This window comes from Lachnoanaerobaculum sp. MSX33, assembly GCF_000512995.1.
Taxonomy (GTDB): domain Bacteria; phylum Bacillota; class Clostridia; order Lachnospirales; family Lachnospiraceae; genus Lachnoanaerobaculum.
Genome location: NZ_AZXX01000043.1, coordinates 60,387 through 77,921, shown reverse-complemented (window position 1 = coordinate 77,921; position 17,535 = coordinate 60,387). Strand labels below are relative to the sequence as shown.

Genomic DNA, 17,535 nt, shown 5'->3' with positions numbered 1-17,535 from the left:
ATTTATGCTTGACAGGTTTAAGAGAAAGTTTTGTTGAATAGATTTGATATTTATTTTAAAAAAAATAGCACTCAACTATTGACAGTGCTAATAATTAGTGTTATAGTATGCATATAACAAATAAGACATAGATAACAATATTGTTACAAGGTTTTATTTGCAAACTATAATGAATACTAAAGAAGGAGATATAGATATGTTATTACCTGGAAGAAGTTATAATTTATTTGATGATTTTTTTAATAATGATTTTTTTGGAAGAGATTTTAGAAAATTTGAGGCTCCAAGCATGAAGACAGATGTAAAGGAAGTCGAAGGAAACTATGAGCTGAGTGTAGAGATTCCTGGATTTAATAAGGAAGATATAAGTGTAAGCTTAAAGGATGGATACCTTACAATCAGTGCAAAGCATGAGGAAAATAAAGATGAAAAGGATGAACAGGATAAATACATCCGCAGAGAGAGAAGATTCGGTTCATGTCAGAGAAGTTTCTTTGTAGGAGATGCGATAACTGAGGAAGATATCAAGGCTTCATACAACAACGGTATTTTAAAACTCACTTTGCCAAAAGAAAAAGAGAGACTCCCACAGGAGCCGAAGACAATTGCAATTGAATAATTTTTAAGACTGCTGTAAAAGGCAGTCTTTTTCTTTTGTCTTTTTTATTAAGTTATGGCATTATATCTTGTATATTGCGGTACTTAGTGCTATCATAATTCTTTTAAAGAGTATGAATTTATATATCGGAGGTTGTTTATGGCATTGATTTTACCAAAGGGTTATGATCCCGTATTAAGCGTAAGGCAGACGCAGGAAGCGATAAAATATATAAGAGATACATTTCAAAAAGAATTCGGAAAAGAAATGAATCTGGAGAGGGTTTCAGCCCCTTTATTTGTATCAAAGTCAAGCGGGTTGAATGATAACTTAAACGGAGTGGAGCGTCCTGTAGCATTTGATATACTTGGAGTCCCTAATGAGGAGTATGAAGTTGTTCAATCACTTGCAAAGTGGAAGAGAATGGCTCTTGGTGAGTATAATTTTGCGCCGGGCGAGGGCCTTTACACAAATATGAATGCCATAAGAAGAGATGAGGAACTTGACAATCTTCACTCATGCTATGTGGATCAATGGGACTGGGAAAAGGTAATAAGAAAAGAAGACAGAACTATTGAAGTTTTGGAAGAAACGGTAAGAACTATTTTTAAAGTGATTAAGCATATGGAGCATGAGGTGTGGTATAAATATCCTGAGGCCGTGAATCATTTGCCGGATGATATATTCTTTATAACTTCAGAGGAACTTAGACAAAGATATCCTGATAAGACTCCGAAGGAGAGGGAAAATCTTATCGTTAAAGAACATGGCTGTGTTTTTGTGGAGAAAATCGGCGGTGCTTTAGGTGACGGAAAGCCTCATGACGGCAGAGCACCTGACTATGATGACTGGGAGTTAAACGGTGATATTCTATTCTGGTTTGAGAATTTAAACTGTGCATTGGAGATATCAAGTATGGGTATCAGAGTGGATGAAGCGGCAATGGAAGCTCAGTTAAAGGCCGCAAATGCACTTGACAGAAAGAGTTTACCTTTCCACAAGTCTCTTTTGGCAGGAGAATTACCATATACAATAGGTGGAGGTATAGGACAGAGCAGACTTTGTATGCTTCTACTTAACAAAGCACATGTCGGAGAAGTTCAGTCAAGTGTATGGCCTGCCGATATGATTGAGGCTTGCAAAAAGAACAGAATGATACTATTATAAAGTCAGTAGCCGCTTAAAAATATGTCAGTTTTTAAATAAAGCCGACACCGGAATTTAAAAGGAGTGTTTTTATGGCGAGAAAAAGAAAGAAAGCCGGCGCAATATCGGAAAATAAATTTGCGATAATTTTTGTCACCGGAGTAGTTTTATCTGTAGCGATTATTCTAGGAGTAAAGGTAAACAGTATAAAGCAGGAATTGGCAAAAAGAGAGTCCTACAATCAAAAAGTAATTGAAGAACTTGAGAGTGAAGACGAAAGATCAAAGAAACTTGAAGAACAAAGAAAATATGTTCAAACCGACAGTTATATAATAGAAATGGCAAGAGAAAAACTGGGACTTGTTTTTCCTGATGAAATTGCTATAAAGGCAGAAAAATAATATGTTAGATATAGATACGTTTAGTCATTTCATAGAGGATAATAATCTGATCGAAAAAAAAGATAGAATAGTACTTGGTGTAAGTGGAGGTGCGGATTCCATATGCCTGTTGCATACATTGAGTCGTATACAAAAAGCCTTAGAAATAAGGCTTTTTGTCGTACATATAAATCATGGCATAAGAGGAGAAGAGGCAAGTCGTGATGAAAATTATGTAAAGAAGTTTTGTGAAAAACTTGATATTTGTTTTTTCAGCTTTCACTATGACATACCGAGGATTGCAAAAGATCTTAAACTAAGTGAAGAAGAAGCCGGAAGAAAGATGAGATATGAATCTTTTGAAAATGTATCAAAAGATATAGCCATAAAGGAGGGCTTGGATTTTAACAAGATCAAAGTTGCAGTGGCTCATAATAAAAATGACAATGCGGAGACCATACTTCACAATCTGTCAAGGGGTAGCGGCATATCGGGGTTAAAGGGTATTTTGGTAAGAAATAAAAATATTATAAGACCTTTACTGGGATTTTCAAGGGATGAAATAGAGGACTATCTTAAAAGAAACAGTATAGATTATATGACGGACAGTACAAATCTGAAAAATGATTATACAAGAAATGTTTTAAGAAATGAGGTTTTTCCGATACTTGAAAAAAATGTTAACAGTAATGTGATCAATAATTTTTATAAGTCCTCTAAAATTGCGGCTGAGGCTGATGAGTTTTTTGAAAATTCAGCTATAAAATTTTGTGAAAAGAATTTAAAAATCAAAGGTAAAGATGAATTTTTATTAGACAAAGATGCCTTACTTAATGAGCCTCATATTATAAGTACATATATTATCAGGTATACTTTAAGAAAGGTATTAAAGAGTAAAGAACTTGGAATAAAAGATATCGGTATGGTGCATATAGAGGATATATGGAACCTGGCAAAATCGGAAAACGGAAAAAAACTTGATTTAAAATACGGAATAAAAGTATACAATGAATATGTAAACATAAGATTTGTAAATGAAGATAAAAAAGGTACGGATAATGATAAATATGTATTACCTGAAATAAACTACAATATTTTGGATAATTTCAATATTAAGGATATTCCGAAAGCCGGTAATGTCAGGTGGCTTGATTTTGACAAAGTCCTTGAAAATATAGTAAAATATAATAGAAAATCTATATGTATAAACAGTATTATTAATAAAGATGATATGATAAAAATTATACAGGAAAATATTGTAATCAGAGGATGTGAAAGCGGAGATTTTATACATATAAAATCCGGTAGAAAGGCTGTCAAAAAACTTTTCACGGATGATAAGATACCTTTAAATATCAGAGGGGAATATGTAGTTGTTGCGATTGGCTTTGATATACTTTGGATATTTAGAGAGAGCAATATTTTCGGAGAGGAAGCCGGGCTTGACAGAACGGGAGAACTCTACAGAATAGATGAAAACACAAAAAATATTTTAAAAATAGAAGTAAGTAGGAGATAGATATGAAAGAAAAGGTTGAAGTACTGATATCGGAAGAGGAGATAAGTAAAAGGATTCTGGAGATTGCAGGAAGAATCAATGCTGATTACAAGGGCAAAGACTTGATACTTATATGTGTGTTAAAGGGTGGAGTAATGTTTATGTGTGACCTTGCCAAGAGACTTGATTTGAATGTAAGACTTGATTTCATGAGTGTTTCAAGCTACGGTGCTGAAACTACAAGCTCAGGTGTTGTAAAGATAATAAAGGATCTGGACGACAGTATAGCGGGTAAGGATGTACTTGTGGTAGAAGATATCATTGATTCGGGTAATACTTTGTCATATCTTCTTGATATATTGGAAAAGAGAGGACCGAAGTCAATAAGGCTTTGTACTCTTTTAGACAAGCCTTCCAGAAGAGAAAAGGATGTTAATGTAGACTATGTTTGCTTTGAAATAGAGGACAAGTTTGTGGTGGGATACGGACTTGATTACGACCAGAGATATAGAAATCTTCCATACATCGGGGTTATGGAGCTTTCTGACTAGATTGGAGAAAAATGAAAAAAACGGATAATCCGGTAAGAATGTTTTTCTTACTGTTTGTTGTGGCACTTATAGTATGGCTGATATTTAACATGGGAAATCAGCTTAGTATTACAAAACTTAACTCTGCTGAGTTTAACAGCGTAATTGAAGAAAATAATATCGGACTGATCGAGATAAGACAGAATTCACAAACCCCTACAGGTGAGGCTATAATTTACTTCAAGAATCAGGAGAAGTACGGGAAATCGGAAGTACATTATTTTATATCTGATGTAAATGAGTTCATCAAAAAAATGGAATCTAAGAATATAACATATATCTTAGATGATGTTCCGAGAGAGAGCGTATTTACAAATACCATATTGCCGGTATTACTTGCGGTCGCTATGGTAATGTTTTTCGTTATGTATATGAACGGAAAGATTGCGGCAGGCGGCGGTGGCGGCAACAATAAGATGATGAATTTCGGAAAGAGCAGAGCCAGAATCGTAAAGACGGCAAATATAAACTTTTCAAAGGTTGCAGGACTTGAAGAAGAGAAGGAAGAACTGGCTGAAGTTGTAGACTTTTTAAAGGACCCCGGTAAGTACACAAGGCTTGGTGCCAGAATTCCTAAAGGAATTATATTGGTTGGACCTCCGGGAACCGGAAAAACTCTTTTAGCCAAGGCGGTAGCAGGCGAAGCCGGAGTACCTTTCTTTACAATATCAGGTTCCGATTTTGTGGAGATGTTTGTGGGTGTCGGTGCAAGCAGAGTCAGAGATCTTTTTGAGGATGCCAAGAAAAACGCTCCATGTATTATCTTTATTGATGAGATTGATGCGGTCGGCAGAAGAAGAGGCTCAGGACTTGGCGGAAGTCACGATGAGAGAGAGCAGACTCTAAATCAGCTTCTTGTGGAGATGGACGGCTTTGGAGGAAATCAAGGTATAATAGTAATGGCGGCTACAAACCGTGTTGATATTTTGGATCCGGCACTCCTTCGACCGGGAAGATTTGACAGAAAAGTTGCAGTAGGCAGACCTGATGTGGCGGCAAGAGAAGCAATATTGAAGATACATGCTTCATCAAAGCCTTTAGGTGATGATGTAGACTTACATTCAGTGGCGAGACAGACTTCAGGGTTTACAGGTGCGGACCTTGAAAATCTTATGAATGAATCGGCAATACTTTCCGCAAGGGAAGGAAAGGCTTATATTTGTGCAGATGATATAAACAGAGCGTTTATAAAAGTCGGAATAGGTACGGAGAAGAAATCAAGAGTAGTAAGTGAAAAGGAAAAGGCAATTACAGCATATCATGAAGCCGGACATGCTATACTTTTCAGAGAACTTGAAGGAGTAGGACCGGTACATACTATTTCCATTATACCTACAGGTGTAAGTGCTGCAGGATATACAATGCCTTTGCCGGGTGAGGATCAGATGTTTAATACAAAATCCAAGATGTTAAAGGATATAATGGTAAGTCTTGGAGGAAGAATAGCGGAAGAAATCATCTTCGGTGATATTACGACAGGTGCAAGTTCAGATATAAAGCAGGCGACAAAGGTTGCAAAGGCAATGGTGATGGAGTTCGGTATGAACGAGAGAGCCGGGCTTGTAAATTACGGCAATGAAGGTGATGAAATTTTTATAGGAAGAGACTTCGGCCAGACAAAGGGATACAGCGAAGAGACTGCAAGTATGATTGATGAGGAAGTCAGAAATATTATCAATGACTGCTACAAAAAGGCGAAAGAGATAATATTGAATAGAAAGTATGTGCTTGAGTCATGTGCAAAGCTTCTTATAGAGAAAGAAAAGATAGGTTTTGAAGAATTTGAGGCGTTATTTTAAATGAATATTGAAGGTATTTTTAGTGATGAAACGATAGATTATATATCATTACAAAGCCTTAAAAATAGACAGGAAATAAGAATACAGATAAGGGTTTTTAAGGATGATAAGCCGGAGATTTTTCTGGTAAATCATTTTGACGGCAGTGAATCAAAGATGGAAAAGCTTCGTTCAAGTGAATACTTTGATTATTACTACGCTGATTTGAATGATGTAAATTATTTTAAATATTATTTTAAAATAAATGAGGGTGGAAGAACTCTCTTTTATACGAGATTCGGAGTTACGGATTATTTAAAAGAAGACACATTGTTTGAATATAATAAAGATTTCTCTTTGCCTGATTGGGCAAAGGGGGCTTTGATGTACCAGATTTTCATCGACAGATTCAATCGTGGAGACGAAACAAATGATGTTGTGGATGATGAATACATATATATAGGTTTGCCTGTAAAACATAAGGAAAATTGGAATGAGTATCCTTCAAACTTTGATGTGGGATATTTTTACGGCGGAGACTTGGAGGGCGTTTTACAAAAACTGGACTACTTAAAGGACTTTGGGGTTGAGGTGATATACTTTAACCCTCTCTTTGTATCACCTTCAAATCACAAATATGATACGCAGGACTATGACTATATCGATCCACATATAGGAAAAATTGTGGAGGATACGGACGGAGTTCTGGGAGAGTTTGACAGTGACAATAAAAATGCCACAAAGTATGTAAAAAGAGTTACAAGTAAAAAAAATCTTGAAGCAAGTAATGAAGTGTTTATAAAACTTGTAAATGAAGCTCATAAAAGAAATATCAAAGTTATTATAGACGGGGTATTTAATCACTGCGGATCTTTTAATAAGTGGATGGATAAAGAAGGAATCTATAAAAGAGCAGATGAAGAATATCCGATAGGTGCATATTGGTCAAAAGAAAGTGAGTTCAGATCATATTTTAACTTTATCGGAACAGAGTATGACGGCTGGTGGGGACATGATACTTTGCCGAAGCTCTACTATGAAAACAGTCAAAAGCTGGTTGATGAGATACTTAGAATTGCAAAGAAATGGATATCACCACCTTTTAATGTGGACGGTTGGAGACTTGATGTAGCGGCAGATCTCGGGTATACAAAAGAGTTTAACCATAAGTTTTGGACAATGTTCAGAGAAGCGGTAAAATCCGTAAACAAGGATGCAATTATTCTTGCCGAGCATTACGGTGATCCGAGTTTTTGGCTGGACGGTAAGTGTTGGGACGGAGTAATGAACTATGACGGCTTTATGGAGCCGGTGAGCTGGTTTCTGACAGGCCTTGAAAAACATTCGGACAGAGAGGATATGAGCCTTAAGGGAAATGCGGATGTGTTCTTTATGATGTTAAAGAATGCGCTTGGAAAAATGCATTATGATGTAGCACTTGTATCTATGATTCAGCTTTCAAATCATGATCATTCCAGATTCCTGACAAGAACAAACGGTATTGTCGGAAGAATAAATACTCATAAATCAGAGGATGCAAGCTTAGGTGTAAAGCTTGAAGTTATGAGGCAGGCCATAATGATGCAGTTAACTCTGCCGGGTGCACCTACCGTATACTATGGTGACGAGGTCGGAGTATGCGGTTTTACAGATCCGGACAGCAGGAGAACATATCCTTGGGGAAATGAAAATCTTGAACTTTTAGAGTATCACAGATATATGAACAGATGGCATAGAATAAGAAAAGAGTTAAAACACGGCTCTTTGATAAAACTTATTTCAAAAGACGGTATAGTAGGTTATGCAAGAGTTTCAAAAGATAATGTATCTGTAATTATAATTCATACCGGAAGAGAAAAAAAGAAAATAGATATTCCGCTATATCTCACAGGCATGAGAGATAATGCGGCTATAAGCAGAGTAATCTATACAAATCCTACAGGTTACAATGTAGGAAGAGTGACATATTTTAATGATAACGGCCATGTGAGCATGGAGATAGAACCACATTCGGGATATTTACTGGTGAGTGAGAACTTGTAAAGTGACAGCTATATGGAGAATATATGGAACAGGATAATAAAAAATATACCGGAAAATTATTCAGTAATACTGATTTGAAACTGCTTATAGTTCCGCTGATTATCGAGCAGTTTCTGGCCATAGCTGTAGGAATGTCGGATACCGTTATGGTAAGCTTTGCAGGTGAGGCGGCAGTATCGGGAGTGTCGCTTGTTGATATGGTAAACAATGTGCTTATATCTTTACTGGCTGCGCTTGCAACAGGCGGTGCAGTAGTAATCAGTCAGTTTATAGGTGCAAGGAAAAACGACGATGCATGTACGGCGGCTGCTCAGCTTGAGATTATGACATTTTCGGTTTCCGTTATTATTTCCATACTTGTTATAATATTCGCTCATCCTCTTATATCAATGCTTTTCGGTAATATAGATAACGAGGTGTTTGAGGCAAGCAAGCAGTATTTGACAATAACCGCAATAAGTTTTCCTATGTTGGCAATATATAATTCAGGCGCGGCTATATACAGAAGCATAGGAGATTCTAAGACTTCCATGAAAGTAAGCATACTTATGAATATAATAAATGTAGTCGGAAACAGTGTCGGAATCTTTGTATTACATATGGGAGTGGCCGGTGTGGCTATACCGAGTGTTATATCAAGAGGTGTAGCCGCTATTGCTATAACAATACTTGCATCAAGGAATAAAAATGCTATAGTTTATTTGAAGATAGAAGAGGTATTCAGACTGAGAATGGACTATATGAGAAGGATACTTTATATAGGAATACCTTCGGGAATTGAAAACTCACTGTTTCAGGTCGGAAGGGTTGCTGTAGTTTCCATAATTTCAAACTTTGGAAGAGCGGAGATAGCGGCCAATGCCATAGCAAATAATCTTGACGGACTTGGCGTAAACATGGGCAATGCGATAAGTATTGCTATGATAACGGTCATAGGAAGATGTGTGGGTGCGGGAAATTATAAAGAAGCTAAATACTATGTAAAAAAACTGATGTTTATAGGATATGCGGTCATTATAATTCCCACTATATTTATATTGGGATTTCAAAGCTTTTTTATCTCAATATATAAGGTATCGGATGCCACAAGAGAGCTTACAGCCGTACTGGTATGGATACATATGGGAATGGCAGTATTCTTATGGCCTTTAAGCTTTATACTTCCAAATGCACTAAGAGCAGGAAATGACGTGAAGTTTACAATGACGGTAAGCCTGTTTTCAATGGCGGTATTCAGATTTGCAACATCACTTTTTATAGCCAATGTTTTTCATATAGGAGCAATAGGTGTATGGTGTGCAATGATTATAGACTGGGTATTTCGATCGTCAAATTTTGCATATAGATTTATATCAGGAAAATGGTGGCATAAGGATTTGAAAAAAGGGGAAACATGATAGTTGATTTACATTGTGATACAATCAGTGAAATATATAAAAATAAGGGTATAAGTCTAAAAGAGAATGATTTAATGATTGATATAAACAAGCTGAAAAAATCAGATGTACTTTTACAATGCTTTGCTATGTTTACATATTTAAAAGAGGTGGACTCACCATATAAATATGTAAATGAACTTATTGATTTGTATGAAGAAGAAATAGAGAAAAATTCGTCTGCTATTGCTTTTGCAAAAAGCTATAGCGATATCCAAAAAAACAAGGAAAACAATAAGATTTCGGCATTCCTCACAATAGAAGAGGGTGAGGCGATAGAGGGCAGTATAGATAATCTTATACACTTCTATAACAGAGGCGTAAGGATGATAACTCTTACATGGAATTTTGAAAACTGTATAGGCTTCGGTAATAAACGAATTATAGAAAACGGTGAATGTGTCGGCTATACCCCTGATAAAGACAACGGTCTTAAACCTTTCGGATTTGAGGTTGTGGAAAAAATGGAAGAGTTGGGAATAATAGTTGATGTTTCACATCTTTCGGATGCGGGAATTTATGATATAATTGATATTGCAAAGAGACCTTTTGTTGCGAGTCACTCCAATGCCAGAGCGGTATGCAATCATCCGAGAAATTTGACTGATGATATGATAAAGAAGATGGCAAATAAAGGATGCATTTCGGGGCTTAACTTTTATCCTGAGTTCTTATCAAAGGATTTTTCAAACAGAGAAAGAAAAGCTTATATAGACGATACTATAGATATGCTGAAATATATGGTAAATGTTGGAGGAAGCGAGTTTGTGGCTCTGGGCTCGGACTATGACGGATTCAGTGATATTTTAGAGTGGAAGGATGCACGGGGAATGGGACTCTTGACAGATGCAATGGAGAGGGAAGGCTTTAGCGCAAGTCTTATTGAAAATATAACATATAAAAATGCACTCAGGATTATAAAGGAAGTGGTTAAATGATCAGAATAGCGGTGCTTATTTTGATACTTGTCTTTGTATGTGCAGTCTATGTACTACATGCAAAGATGGAAGAGGATGAAGAAAAAAGCGGAAATGATATCATAGATGATATGATTAAAAATAATGTAATTGATGAAATAGCAAAGGGTAAGGATAGAGGCTAATGAGTACAGCGGTTGTATTGGATAGTAACAGTGGTTTGACAAAGGAAGAGGCAAGAGAGCTTGGCATGTATATTTTGCCTATGCCGTTTATGATAGACGGAAAAGAATATTTAGACGGTAAGGATATTACATACGATGAGTTCTTAAGATTACAAAAGAACGGTGCCGATATAGTGACATCACAGCCTTCACCTGAAGATGTGATGGATCTGTGGACTGAACTTTTAAAAGAGTATGATTCAATAATACATATACCTATGACATCAGGGCTTTCAGGTTCATGTGATACGGCAACAATGCTTTCAAATGAGGATGAGTTCTTCGGTAAGGTATTTGTAGTGGATAATAAGAGAATATCAATCACACAGATAAGTGCCGGTTTGGATGCAATAGAGATGCTTAAAGAGGGAATGTCACCTGAAAAGATAAAGGAGAAGCTTGAAGCCGATGCAGGCAAGTCGGGAATATATTTGATGGTAAGTGATTTGAAATATCTTAAAAAGGGCGGAAGGATTACACCTATGGCAGCCGCTCTTGCTTCATTGCTGAAGATAAAACCTGTACTTCAAATTCATGAATCAAAGATTGATGCTTATGGAAAAGCCAGAACATTTAAACAGGCAAAGCAGATAATGCTTGAAGCTTTAAAAAAGGATCTTGCAGAGAGACTTGATGATCCGAATGCTAAAAATTCCAGAGTAATGATAGCACAGTATGATGCGCTCGATTTTGCAAATGAATTTGCAGCAGAGCTTGAGCCTGTTTTTGGAAAGGTGGATATAGTTAATCTTTCACTTTCCGTGGCAACACATATCGGCCCGGGAACGGTTGCCGTTGCTGCAGCAAGAAAGTCAAGTAACAATTAAGATTATGGATGTTGAAAAGAAAAAAACGAAATTTAAACTGCCTCCTATAAATTTGAGGGTGCTTTTGTCTGTAGTATTTTTACTTTTCGGTGTTTTACCTATATTTATATATGGAGGAATTGTAAGCCGTACAAATTTTACCTCAAGAGTGGATGCAAGAAAAATAGAGTTGCAGACAAAATGTCTTATGCTCAGCAATAAACTTACAAGAGGAAATTTTTTGAAAAATTCCGATAACAGAGAGGTTATAAGATCCGAGATAGATACAGTAGCGGATATATATAACGGTAGAATAGTTATAATAGATAAATCCTATACAACTATTGAAGATACTTTTAATCTGGCAACAGGTAAGATAAACATCTCTCCGGAAATAATAGATACATTCAACGGTACCAATACAAATATATACAATAAGACCAAGTCATATATACTGCAAACAATGCCGATATATGAGAATATTGATAACCAGAATATAGACGGAGTGTTAATGTTTATTGCGTCTACAGAGAATCTGGTTTCGGTAGCCGAAGGTGTTGGAAATACCGAGAGGTTTTTATATATAACACTTTCAGCAATAGTATTTGTACTCTCTGTTATAATAGGCGGAAGACTGTTAAAGCCGCTTATAAATTTAAGAGATGATATATCAAGTATAGGCTATGGAAAGCTTGATCAAAAGATAGAGCATAATGAATATCAGCTGACCAAATCTATTTCTGAAAATATCAATACCACACTCGCAAAGTTACAGGATGCGGATAAATCCAGAGATGAGTTTGTGGCTAATGTGTCTCATGAGTTAAAGACACCTATTACATCTATAAGAGTATTGGCGGATTCTTTAATGAGCATGGAAAATGTACCTAATGAGATGTATGCGGAGTTTATGCAGGATATTTCGGATGAGATAGACAGAGAGGCAAAGATAATAGATGACCTTCTCTCTTTGGTGAAGCTTGATAAGTCAGCCACCACTTTGGTAACCGAGCAGGTTGATATAAATCAACTTATAAAACAAATCTTGAAAAGACTGAGACCTATAGCACAAAAGCGTGATATAGAAATGACTTTTGAGACTATCAGAGAGGTAAGTGCCGATGTGGATGAAACCAAGTTGTCACTGGCCATAAATAACCTTATAGAAAATGCAATCAAATATAACAAGGATGGCGGTTTTGTAAAGGTAAGTATTGACGCGGATCATAAGTTTTTCTATATAAAGGTAAAAGACTCCGGAGACGGAATAGCACCTGAGTACCAAGATCTTATCTTTGAAAGATTTTACCGCATAGATAAGGCAAGATCCAGGCAGACAGGAGGTACCGGTTTGGGACTTGCTATCACAAGGAATGTAGTTCATTTACATGACGGCATTATAAAAGTTTCAAGTAAAGAGGGTGAGGGAACTACGTTTACAGTCAGAATTCCTCTAAATCATGTAAAAAGGAGGGATAAGAAGTGAGAAACAAATTTTTGATCATTGTAATTGTTTTACTTTCTATAACTCTTATATCCTGTAAGAAAAAGGAGACACAACCTTTAGCGGAAAATGAATACAATATTTATTATTTAAATACAAATATTAATACTCTTGTGGAAAGCCGATACACCGCAGCTTCAGGTAAGAGCGATACAAATGGACTGATAAAAGAACTTATGACACATTTTTTAAAGGTGCCGGATGATTTGGAAGCGGTGGGAGCCCTACCTGACAAGGTTACATACCAAGGATTTGATATAGACGGAAATATTTTATATTTAAACTTTGATACAAACTATCAGGGAATGGATGTGACCAGAGAAGTACTTGCAAGAGCGGCCTTGGCAAAGACATTTACACAGATAGAGGGGATAGAATATGTAAGTATTCGTTCAGGAGACCAGCCTCTTGTAAATGCCTTGGGAGAAAATGTAGGGCTTATAAGTGCCAACAACTTTATAAATAATGTTTCAAATATAAACAGCTTTGAAAAAGCTACACTTTTGCTTTACTTTGCAGATGAATCGGGGACAGAGCTGGTGACAGAGGCAAGAGATGTGTTTTATGATATCAATACATCAAAAGAGAGAATTATAGTTGATGAGCTTATAAAAGGACCTGAAACAGCCGATTTGAAGGCGACTATACCAAGTGATACAAAGGTAGTAAGCGTCACAATGAATGAGGGCATCTGTTATGTAAATTTTGATGAGGCCTTCCTCAATGCAATACCGGATGTTCTTGACAGTATTACAATATACTCGATAGTGGATTCACTTTCCGAATTGCCGAATATAAGCAGAGTGCAGATACTTGTAAACGGAAAATCCGATAAAAAATATAATACAATCTCTTTGGGAACTTCTGTAGAGAGAAATCTTGATTATCTAAAAGAGGATTAAAAAATGAAAAGACCATGTGTACTTATAGTAACGGCCTGTTTGCTTGGAGAGCTTTTAGGGTATTATTTCAGTATATACAGGCTTGCGGCGGGAATTCCCGTCGCGGCCGCGGTCTTATTTGTACTAAATTACAAAAAAATTATAAAATTCAAATTAATTTACTTTCTGATATTTTTTCTGATATGCAGTATCTTTATTTTAAGAATCAAATATGAAATCCGATATATGAATAACTTTATAGCTGATGTGGATAATAATGAAAAAAACACTTCATTATGTGGAAGAGTTAAAAATATTATTTTCAAAGATGATAATGTAATGATTATCTGTGAAGGAGTAATCTACTATCTGAAAGACGAAATCTTTTTAAATGACGTTCACATTGGAAATAAGGTGAAGTTTGAAGGGAAGTCTGAAGAGATAAGTAAAGGTACCAACCCCGGTGAATTTGATGCAAAAAGCTATTATAAAACCAAGGGCATATATGTAAAAATGTCGGTAAGCGACTATATGGTGGTTGATAAAAGCTATGATAAGGTAGGTGAGTTTTTCTTTTTATTAAGACAGTACCTTAACACAAAAATAGATGAGACTTTTGAGTCCAACAGAGCCGGATTTATAAAAGCAATCATACTTGGTATGAGGGGAGAACTTGATAAAGGTACTTATAAACTGTATCAAAGAAGCGGAATAGCTCATATACTTGCCATTTCAGGACTTCATGTTTCATTGCTCGGTATAGGACTCTATAATCTTCTCAGAAAAATACTGCAAAGAAGTTTTTTGCTTTCAGCAAGTCTTGCGAGTGTATTCTTGGTGTTTTACGGATTATTGGTAGGTGATGGTGTAAGTATTGTAAGAGCAAGTACAATGCTTATATTGTATTTTATTGCTGAGGTGTTGGGGAGAAGTTATTGTATTATATCCGCACTCAGTATCAGTGCGGTAGGCATATGCCTTATTTCACCGTTTGAGCCCTTCGGATTAAGCTTTCAGCTTTCATTTGCGGCAGTTTTAAGCCTTGGAGGACCGATTGCATTTATTATAAAAAGATTTAAGCCTGTGGAAAAGAAGGACAAATCCTCATGTAGTTATAGAGTATTTAAAATTCTTGTCGTAAGTATCGGAGTTCAGCTTTTGACCTTACCGGTTACATTATATTATTTTTATACATTCCCATTATATGCTTTCTTAATCAATATTCTAGTTATACCGCTTATGAGCTTTGTGCTTTATTCTTCTATGCTTTCTTTGGTTTTAAATATACTGAGACTGACTTTATATAAATATATAAGTGTATCTACTGTTTTAATTCTGAGATTTTATGATTTTCTTTGTATTGCTGCCAAGTATTTACCTTATCATTATATTGCATTTGGCAGGCCGAAGTTTTGGCAGATACTTATTTATTATATTTTACTGCTTGGTATAATTGCGATATCTGTATTGAGGTGTAGAAAAAAATATCTTTTACTTTCTTTAGTTGCAGTTCTTATTTTATATCCTTTTTTTAAAACTGAAAGTGTTGTGTATCTTGATGTGGGACAGGGTGACGGCATTTATATGCATATTGATGATTTGGATATATTGATAGATGGCGGAAGTACATCAAAGCCTTCTTTGGGTGAATACAGTATGGAGCCTTTTCTTTTATATAAAGGAGTGGATGATATTGAGATGAGCTTTATCACACATTCGGATATCGATCATATAAGCGGAATACTGTATCTTCTTGAAACAGATATAAAAATCGAGAATATGTTTCTTCCGTATCAGGCAATGAAAGATAAGTCATATGATGAATTAAAGAAAGCTGCAGTTGAGGCCGGGTGCAATATAAGATATTTGAGTATGGGTGATTGTTTTGAAAGAAAAAATTTAAAGATAGACTGTCTTTGGCCTGACAAATCGGATAAAGAAAATGTGAATGAGCAAAGTCAGACATTTGTTATAGAGACTTATGGAAAAAGACTCTTATTTACAGGAGACATCGGTAAAAGCAGCGAGGAGAGCATATTAAAATACTTTGATATAGGGAAAGTGGATATACTAAAGGTGGCTCATCACGGTTCAAAGAATTCTTCTCTAAAAGCTTTTATAGAAAATGTAAGTCCCGATTATGCCGTTATATCCTGTGGAAAAAATAATCATTACGGACATCCAAGTCCTGAAACTATAGAGACATTAAAAGAAAACGGTTGTATTATATTTGAAACTTCAAAAACGGGGGCGATAGAAGTGAAACTTAGATAAAAGTATTTGTAATCAGTCTTTAAGGAAGTTGATATTGGTTTTTTATCTTGGCTATAGTATGATATTAAGTGATTTTATTATACTTAAAAAATAGAGAGCGAGATGAAGATGAAGAGAACGTGGTTTAGTGGACTGGTCGGCAAACTTATAGCTATAGTATTGATAATAAATACTTTGGCCTCTTTGCAAGTTTATGCGGCGGTTACACCTGTAAAGAGAAACGGTACTGTTAAAAGCGCAGTTGTAGAGCAAAAAGAACTTAGAGGAGTATGGTTTTCATATATTGACTGGAGTGAGATGCCGTCAGATATTGAGGCATTTAAGAAACGTGCAGATCAAGTTATGGCGGATATAAAAAATCGCGGAATGAATGCTATATTTTGCCATGTGCACAGCCATTCGGACAGCTACGGTCAGAAGTTGAAATCTTTCCCATTGTCAAAGTTTATGGTCACAAAAGATTCGGATCCGAATTTTGATCCTCTGGAGTATATGATTGAGAGTGCTCACAAACAGGGACTTTCATTTCATGCTTGGGTAAATCCTTATAGAGTTACCAATTCTATGATGAAAAATATACCGGATAATTCAATAGTGAAGCAGTGGATGGGAGATCCTTCAAAGCAGAGGAATTTATTATTACATGACGGCAATTATTATCTGAATCCTTCAAGTGCGGAGGTTAGAAGCTATCTTGTGAATTCAATCAGTGAAATTTGTAAAAACTATGAGGTTGACGGTGTACAGTTTGATGATTATTTTTATCCTTCATTAAATGACGGTGATCCGGCAAAGAGTTTTGACAAGGCGGAATATGATTCTTCAGGCAGCAGTTTGGGTATTACACAGTGGAGAAGAGAAAATGTGTCAATGCTTGTGAAAGATGTATATGAGGCGGTACATGAAGCTCGTCCTCAGGCGGTTTTCGGAATCAGTCCTGTAGCGCTTTTATCAAATCTGAGAAGTGATAAATCATATTTTGTAGATATTGATAAATGGATGGCTTCAAATGAATATATAGATTATATAATGCCACAGCTATACCACGGTTTTGAAGCAAAAACAAGAACAGGTATATTGGCACCACATTCATATATAAATTGTTTAAACAGCTGGGTGGAGTTAAAGAGAAAGAGTAACAGCAATGTAAAGCTGTATATAGGTCTTGGACTTTACAGAACCGGAAAGGATATAAAGGACGGCAATGCCGTTTCGGAATGGTTAAGATATAATGATATCTTATTAAGGCAGGTAAAGGCGGCAAGAGAAACCGGAGAAGTTTCAGGATTTGGAATCTTTGCATACCAAAACTTTAGAGAGGCACCGGCAATTTTGGAACTTAATAATTTACAAACAGCATTTACAAATCAGTAGAATCCAGGCGTGTAAAATAGAAGAATTATTTTACACGCCTTTTTAGTATTTACATTTATATGCTCTAAAATATGGAAAGGTCTGTA

Annotated in this window: 15 protein-coding genes; all 15 read left to right on the top strand. The window is 35.9% G+C overall.

Features of this window, described 5'->3' with window-relative positions:
• The first annotated feature begins 196 nt into the window (after positions 1-196).
• The 15 genes from HMPREF1495_RS04260 to HMPREF1495_RS04190 all read left to right on the top strand — a co-directional run bounded on the left by HMPREF1495_RS04260 (position 197) and on the right by HMPREF1495_RS04190 (position 17,449).
• Positions 197-619 carry an Hsp20/alpha crystallin family protein gene (locus tag HMPREF1495_RS04260; protein WP_034212352.1) on the top strand — a complete coding sequence of 141 codons (423 nt, stop codon included), beginning with the start codon at positions 197-199 and terminating at the stop codon, positions 617-619.
• A gap of 138 nt (positions 620-757) precedes the next feature.
• The gene (gene asnA, locus HMPREF1495_RS04255; RefSeq protein ID WP_034212350.1) at positions 758-1,765 is read left to right on the top strand and encodes an aspartate--ammonia ligase; all 1,008 of its coding nucleotides are present in this window, start codon (positions 758-760) and stop codon (positions 1,763-1,765) included.
• A 71-nt stretch (positions 1,766-1,836) separates the two neighbouring features.
• Complete coding sequence (locus HMPREF1495_RS04250) at positions 1,837-2,145, top strand: septum formation initiator family protein (RefSeq protein WP_034212348.1); 309 nt, start codon at positions 1,837-1,839, stop codon at positions 2,143-2,145.
• Between the two features lies 1 nt (position 2,146).
• On the top strand, positions 2,147-3,643 hold the full coding sequence (tilS, locus tag HMPREF1495_RS04245; protein ID WP_034212346.1) for a tRNA lysidine(34) synthetase TilS: 1,497 nt from the start codon (positions 2,147-2,149) through the stop codon (positions 3,641-3,643).
• A gap of 2 nt (positions 3,644-3,645) precedes the next feature.
• Complete coding sequence (gene hpt, locus HMPREF1495_RS04240; protein WP_034212344.1) at positions 3,646-4,173, top strand: hypoxanthine phosphoribosyltransferase; 528 nt, start codon at positions 3,646-3,648, stop codon at positions 4,171-4,173.
• 11 nt (positions 4,174-4,184) lie between these two features.
• Positions 4,185-6,011 carry an ATP-dependent zinc metalloprotease FtsH gene (gene ftsH / locus HMPREF1495_RS04235; RefSeq protein ID WP_034212342.1) on the top strand — a complete coding sequence of 609 codons (1,827 nt, stop codon included), beginning with the start codon at positions 4,185-4,187 and terminating at the stop codon, positions 6,009-6,011.
• Complete coding sequence (locus HMPREF1495_RS04230) at positions 6,012-8,033, top strand: glycoside hydrolase family 13 protein (protein WP_034212341.1); 2,022 nt, start codon at positions 6,012-6,014, stop codon at positions 8,031-8,033. It begins immediately after the preceding gene.
• 23 nt (positions 8,034-8,056) lie between these two features.
• A complete protein-coding gene (locus HMPREF1495_RS04225; RefSeq protein WP_034212339.1) occupies positions 8,057-9,430 on the top strand; it encodes an MATE family efflux transporter in 1,374 nt (457 codons plus the stop codon).
• The gene (locus tag HMPREF1495_RS04220; RefSeq protein WP_034212337.1) at positions 9,427-10,407 is read left to right on the top strand and encodes a dipeptidase; all 981 of its coding nucleotides are present in this window, start codon (positions 9,427-9,429) and stop codon (positions 10,405-10,407) included. The genes HMPREF1495_RS04225 and HMPREF1495_RS04220 overlap by 4 nt, the downstream gene beginning before the upstream one ends.
• The gene (locus tag HMPREF1495_RS04215) at positions 10,404-10,571 is read left to right on the top strand and encodes a hypothetical protein (RefSeq protein WP_007594506.1); all 168 of its coding nucleotides are present in this window, start codon (positions 10,404-10,406) and stop codon (positions 10,569-10,571) included. The genes HMPREF1495_RS04220 and HMPREF1495_RS04215 overlap by 4 nt, the downstream gene beginning before the upstream one ends.
• The gene (locus HMPREF1495_RS04210) at positions 10,571-11,437 is read left to right on the top strand and encodes a DegV family protein (protein WP_034212335.1); all 867 of its coding nucleotides are present in this window, start codon (positions 10,571-10,573) and stop codon (positions 11,435-11,437) included. Before HMPREF1495_RS04215 ends, HMPREF1495_RS04210 begins: the two co-directional genes overlap by 1 nt.
• Positions 11,438-11,441: 4 nt before the next feature.
• Positions 11,442-12,902 (top strand): sensor histidine kinase, encoded by a 1,461-nt coding sequence (locus HMPREF1495_RS04205; protein ID WP_034212358.1) that lies wholly within the window; start codon positions 11,442-11,444, stop codon positions 12,900-12,902.
• On the top strand, positions 12,899-13,822 hold the full coding sequence (locus HMPREF1495_RS04200) for a GerMN domain-containing protein (protein WP_034212333.1): 924 nt from the start codon (positions 12,899-12,901) through the stop codon (positions 13,820-13,822). The genes HMPREF1495_RS04205 and HMPREF1495_RS04200 overlap by 4 nt, the downstream gene beginning before the upstream one ends.
• A gap of 3 nt (positions 13,823-13,825) precedes the next feature.
• Positions 13,826-16,075, top strand: coding sequence for a DNA internalization-related competence protein ComEC/Rec2 (locus tag HMPREF1495_RS04195; protein WP_034212328.1), 2,250 nt, complete (start codon positions 13,826-13,828; stop codon positions 16,073-16,075).
• A 102-nt stretch (positions 16,076-16,177) separates the two neighbouring features.
• Positions 16,178-17,449 carry a glycoside hydrolase family 10 protein gene (locus tag HMPREF1495_RS04190; RefSeq protein WP_034212321.1) on the top strand — a complete coding sequence of 424 codons (1,272 nt, stop codon included), beginning with the start codon at positions 16,178-16,180 and terminating at the stop codon, positions 17,447-17,449.
• Positions 17,450-17,535 lie beyond the last annotated feature (86 nt).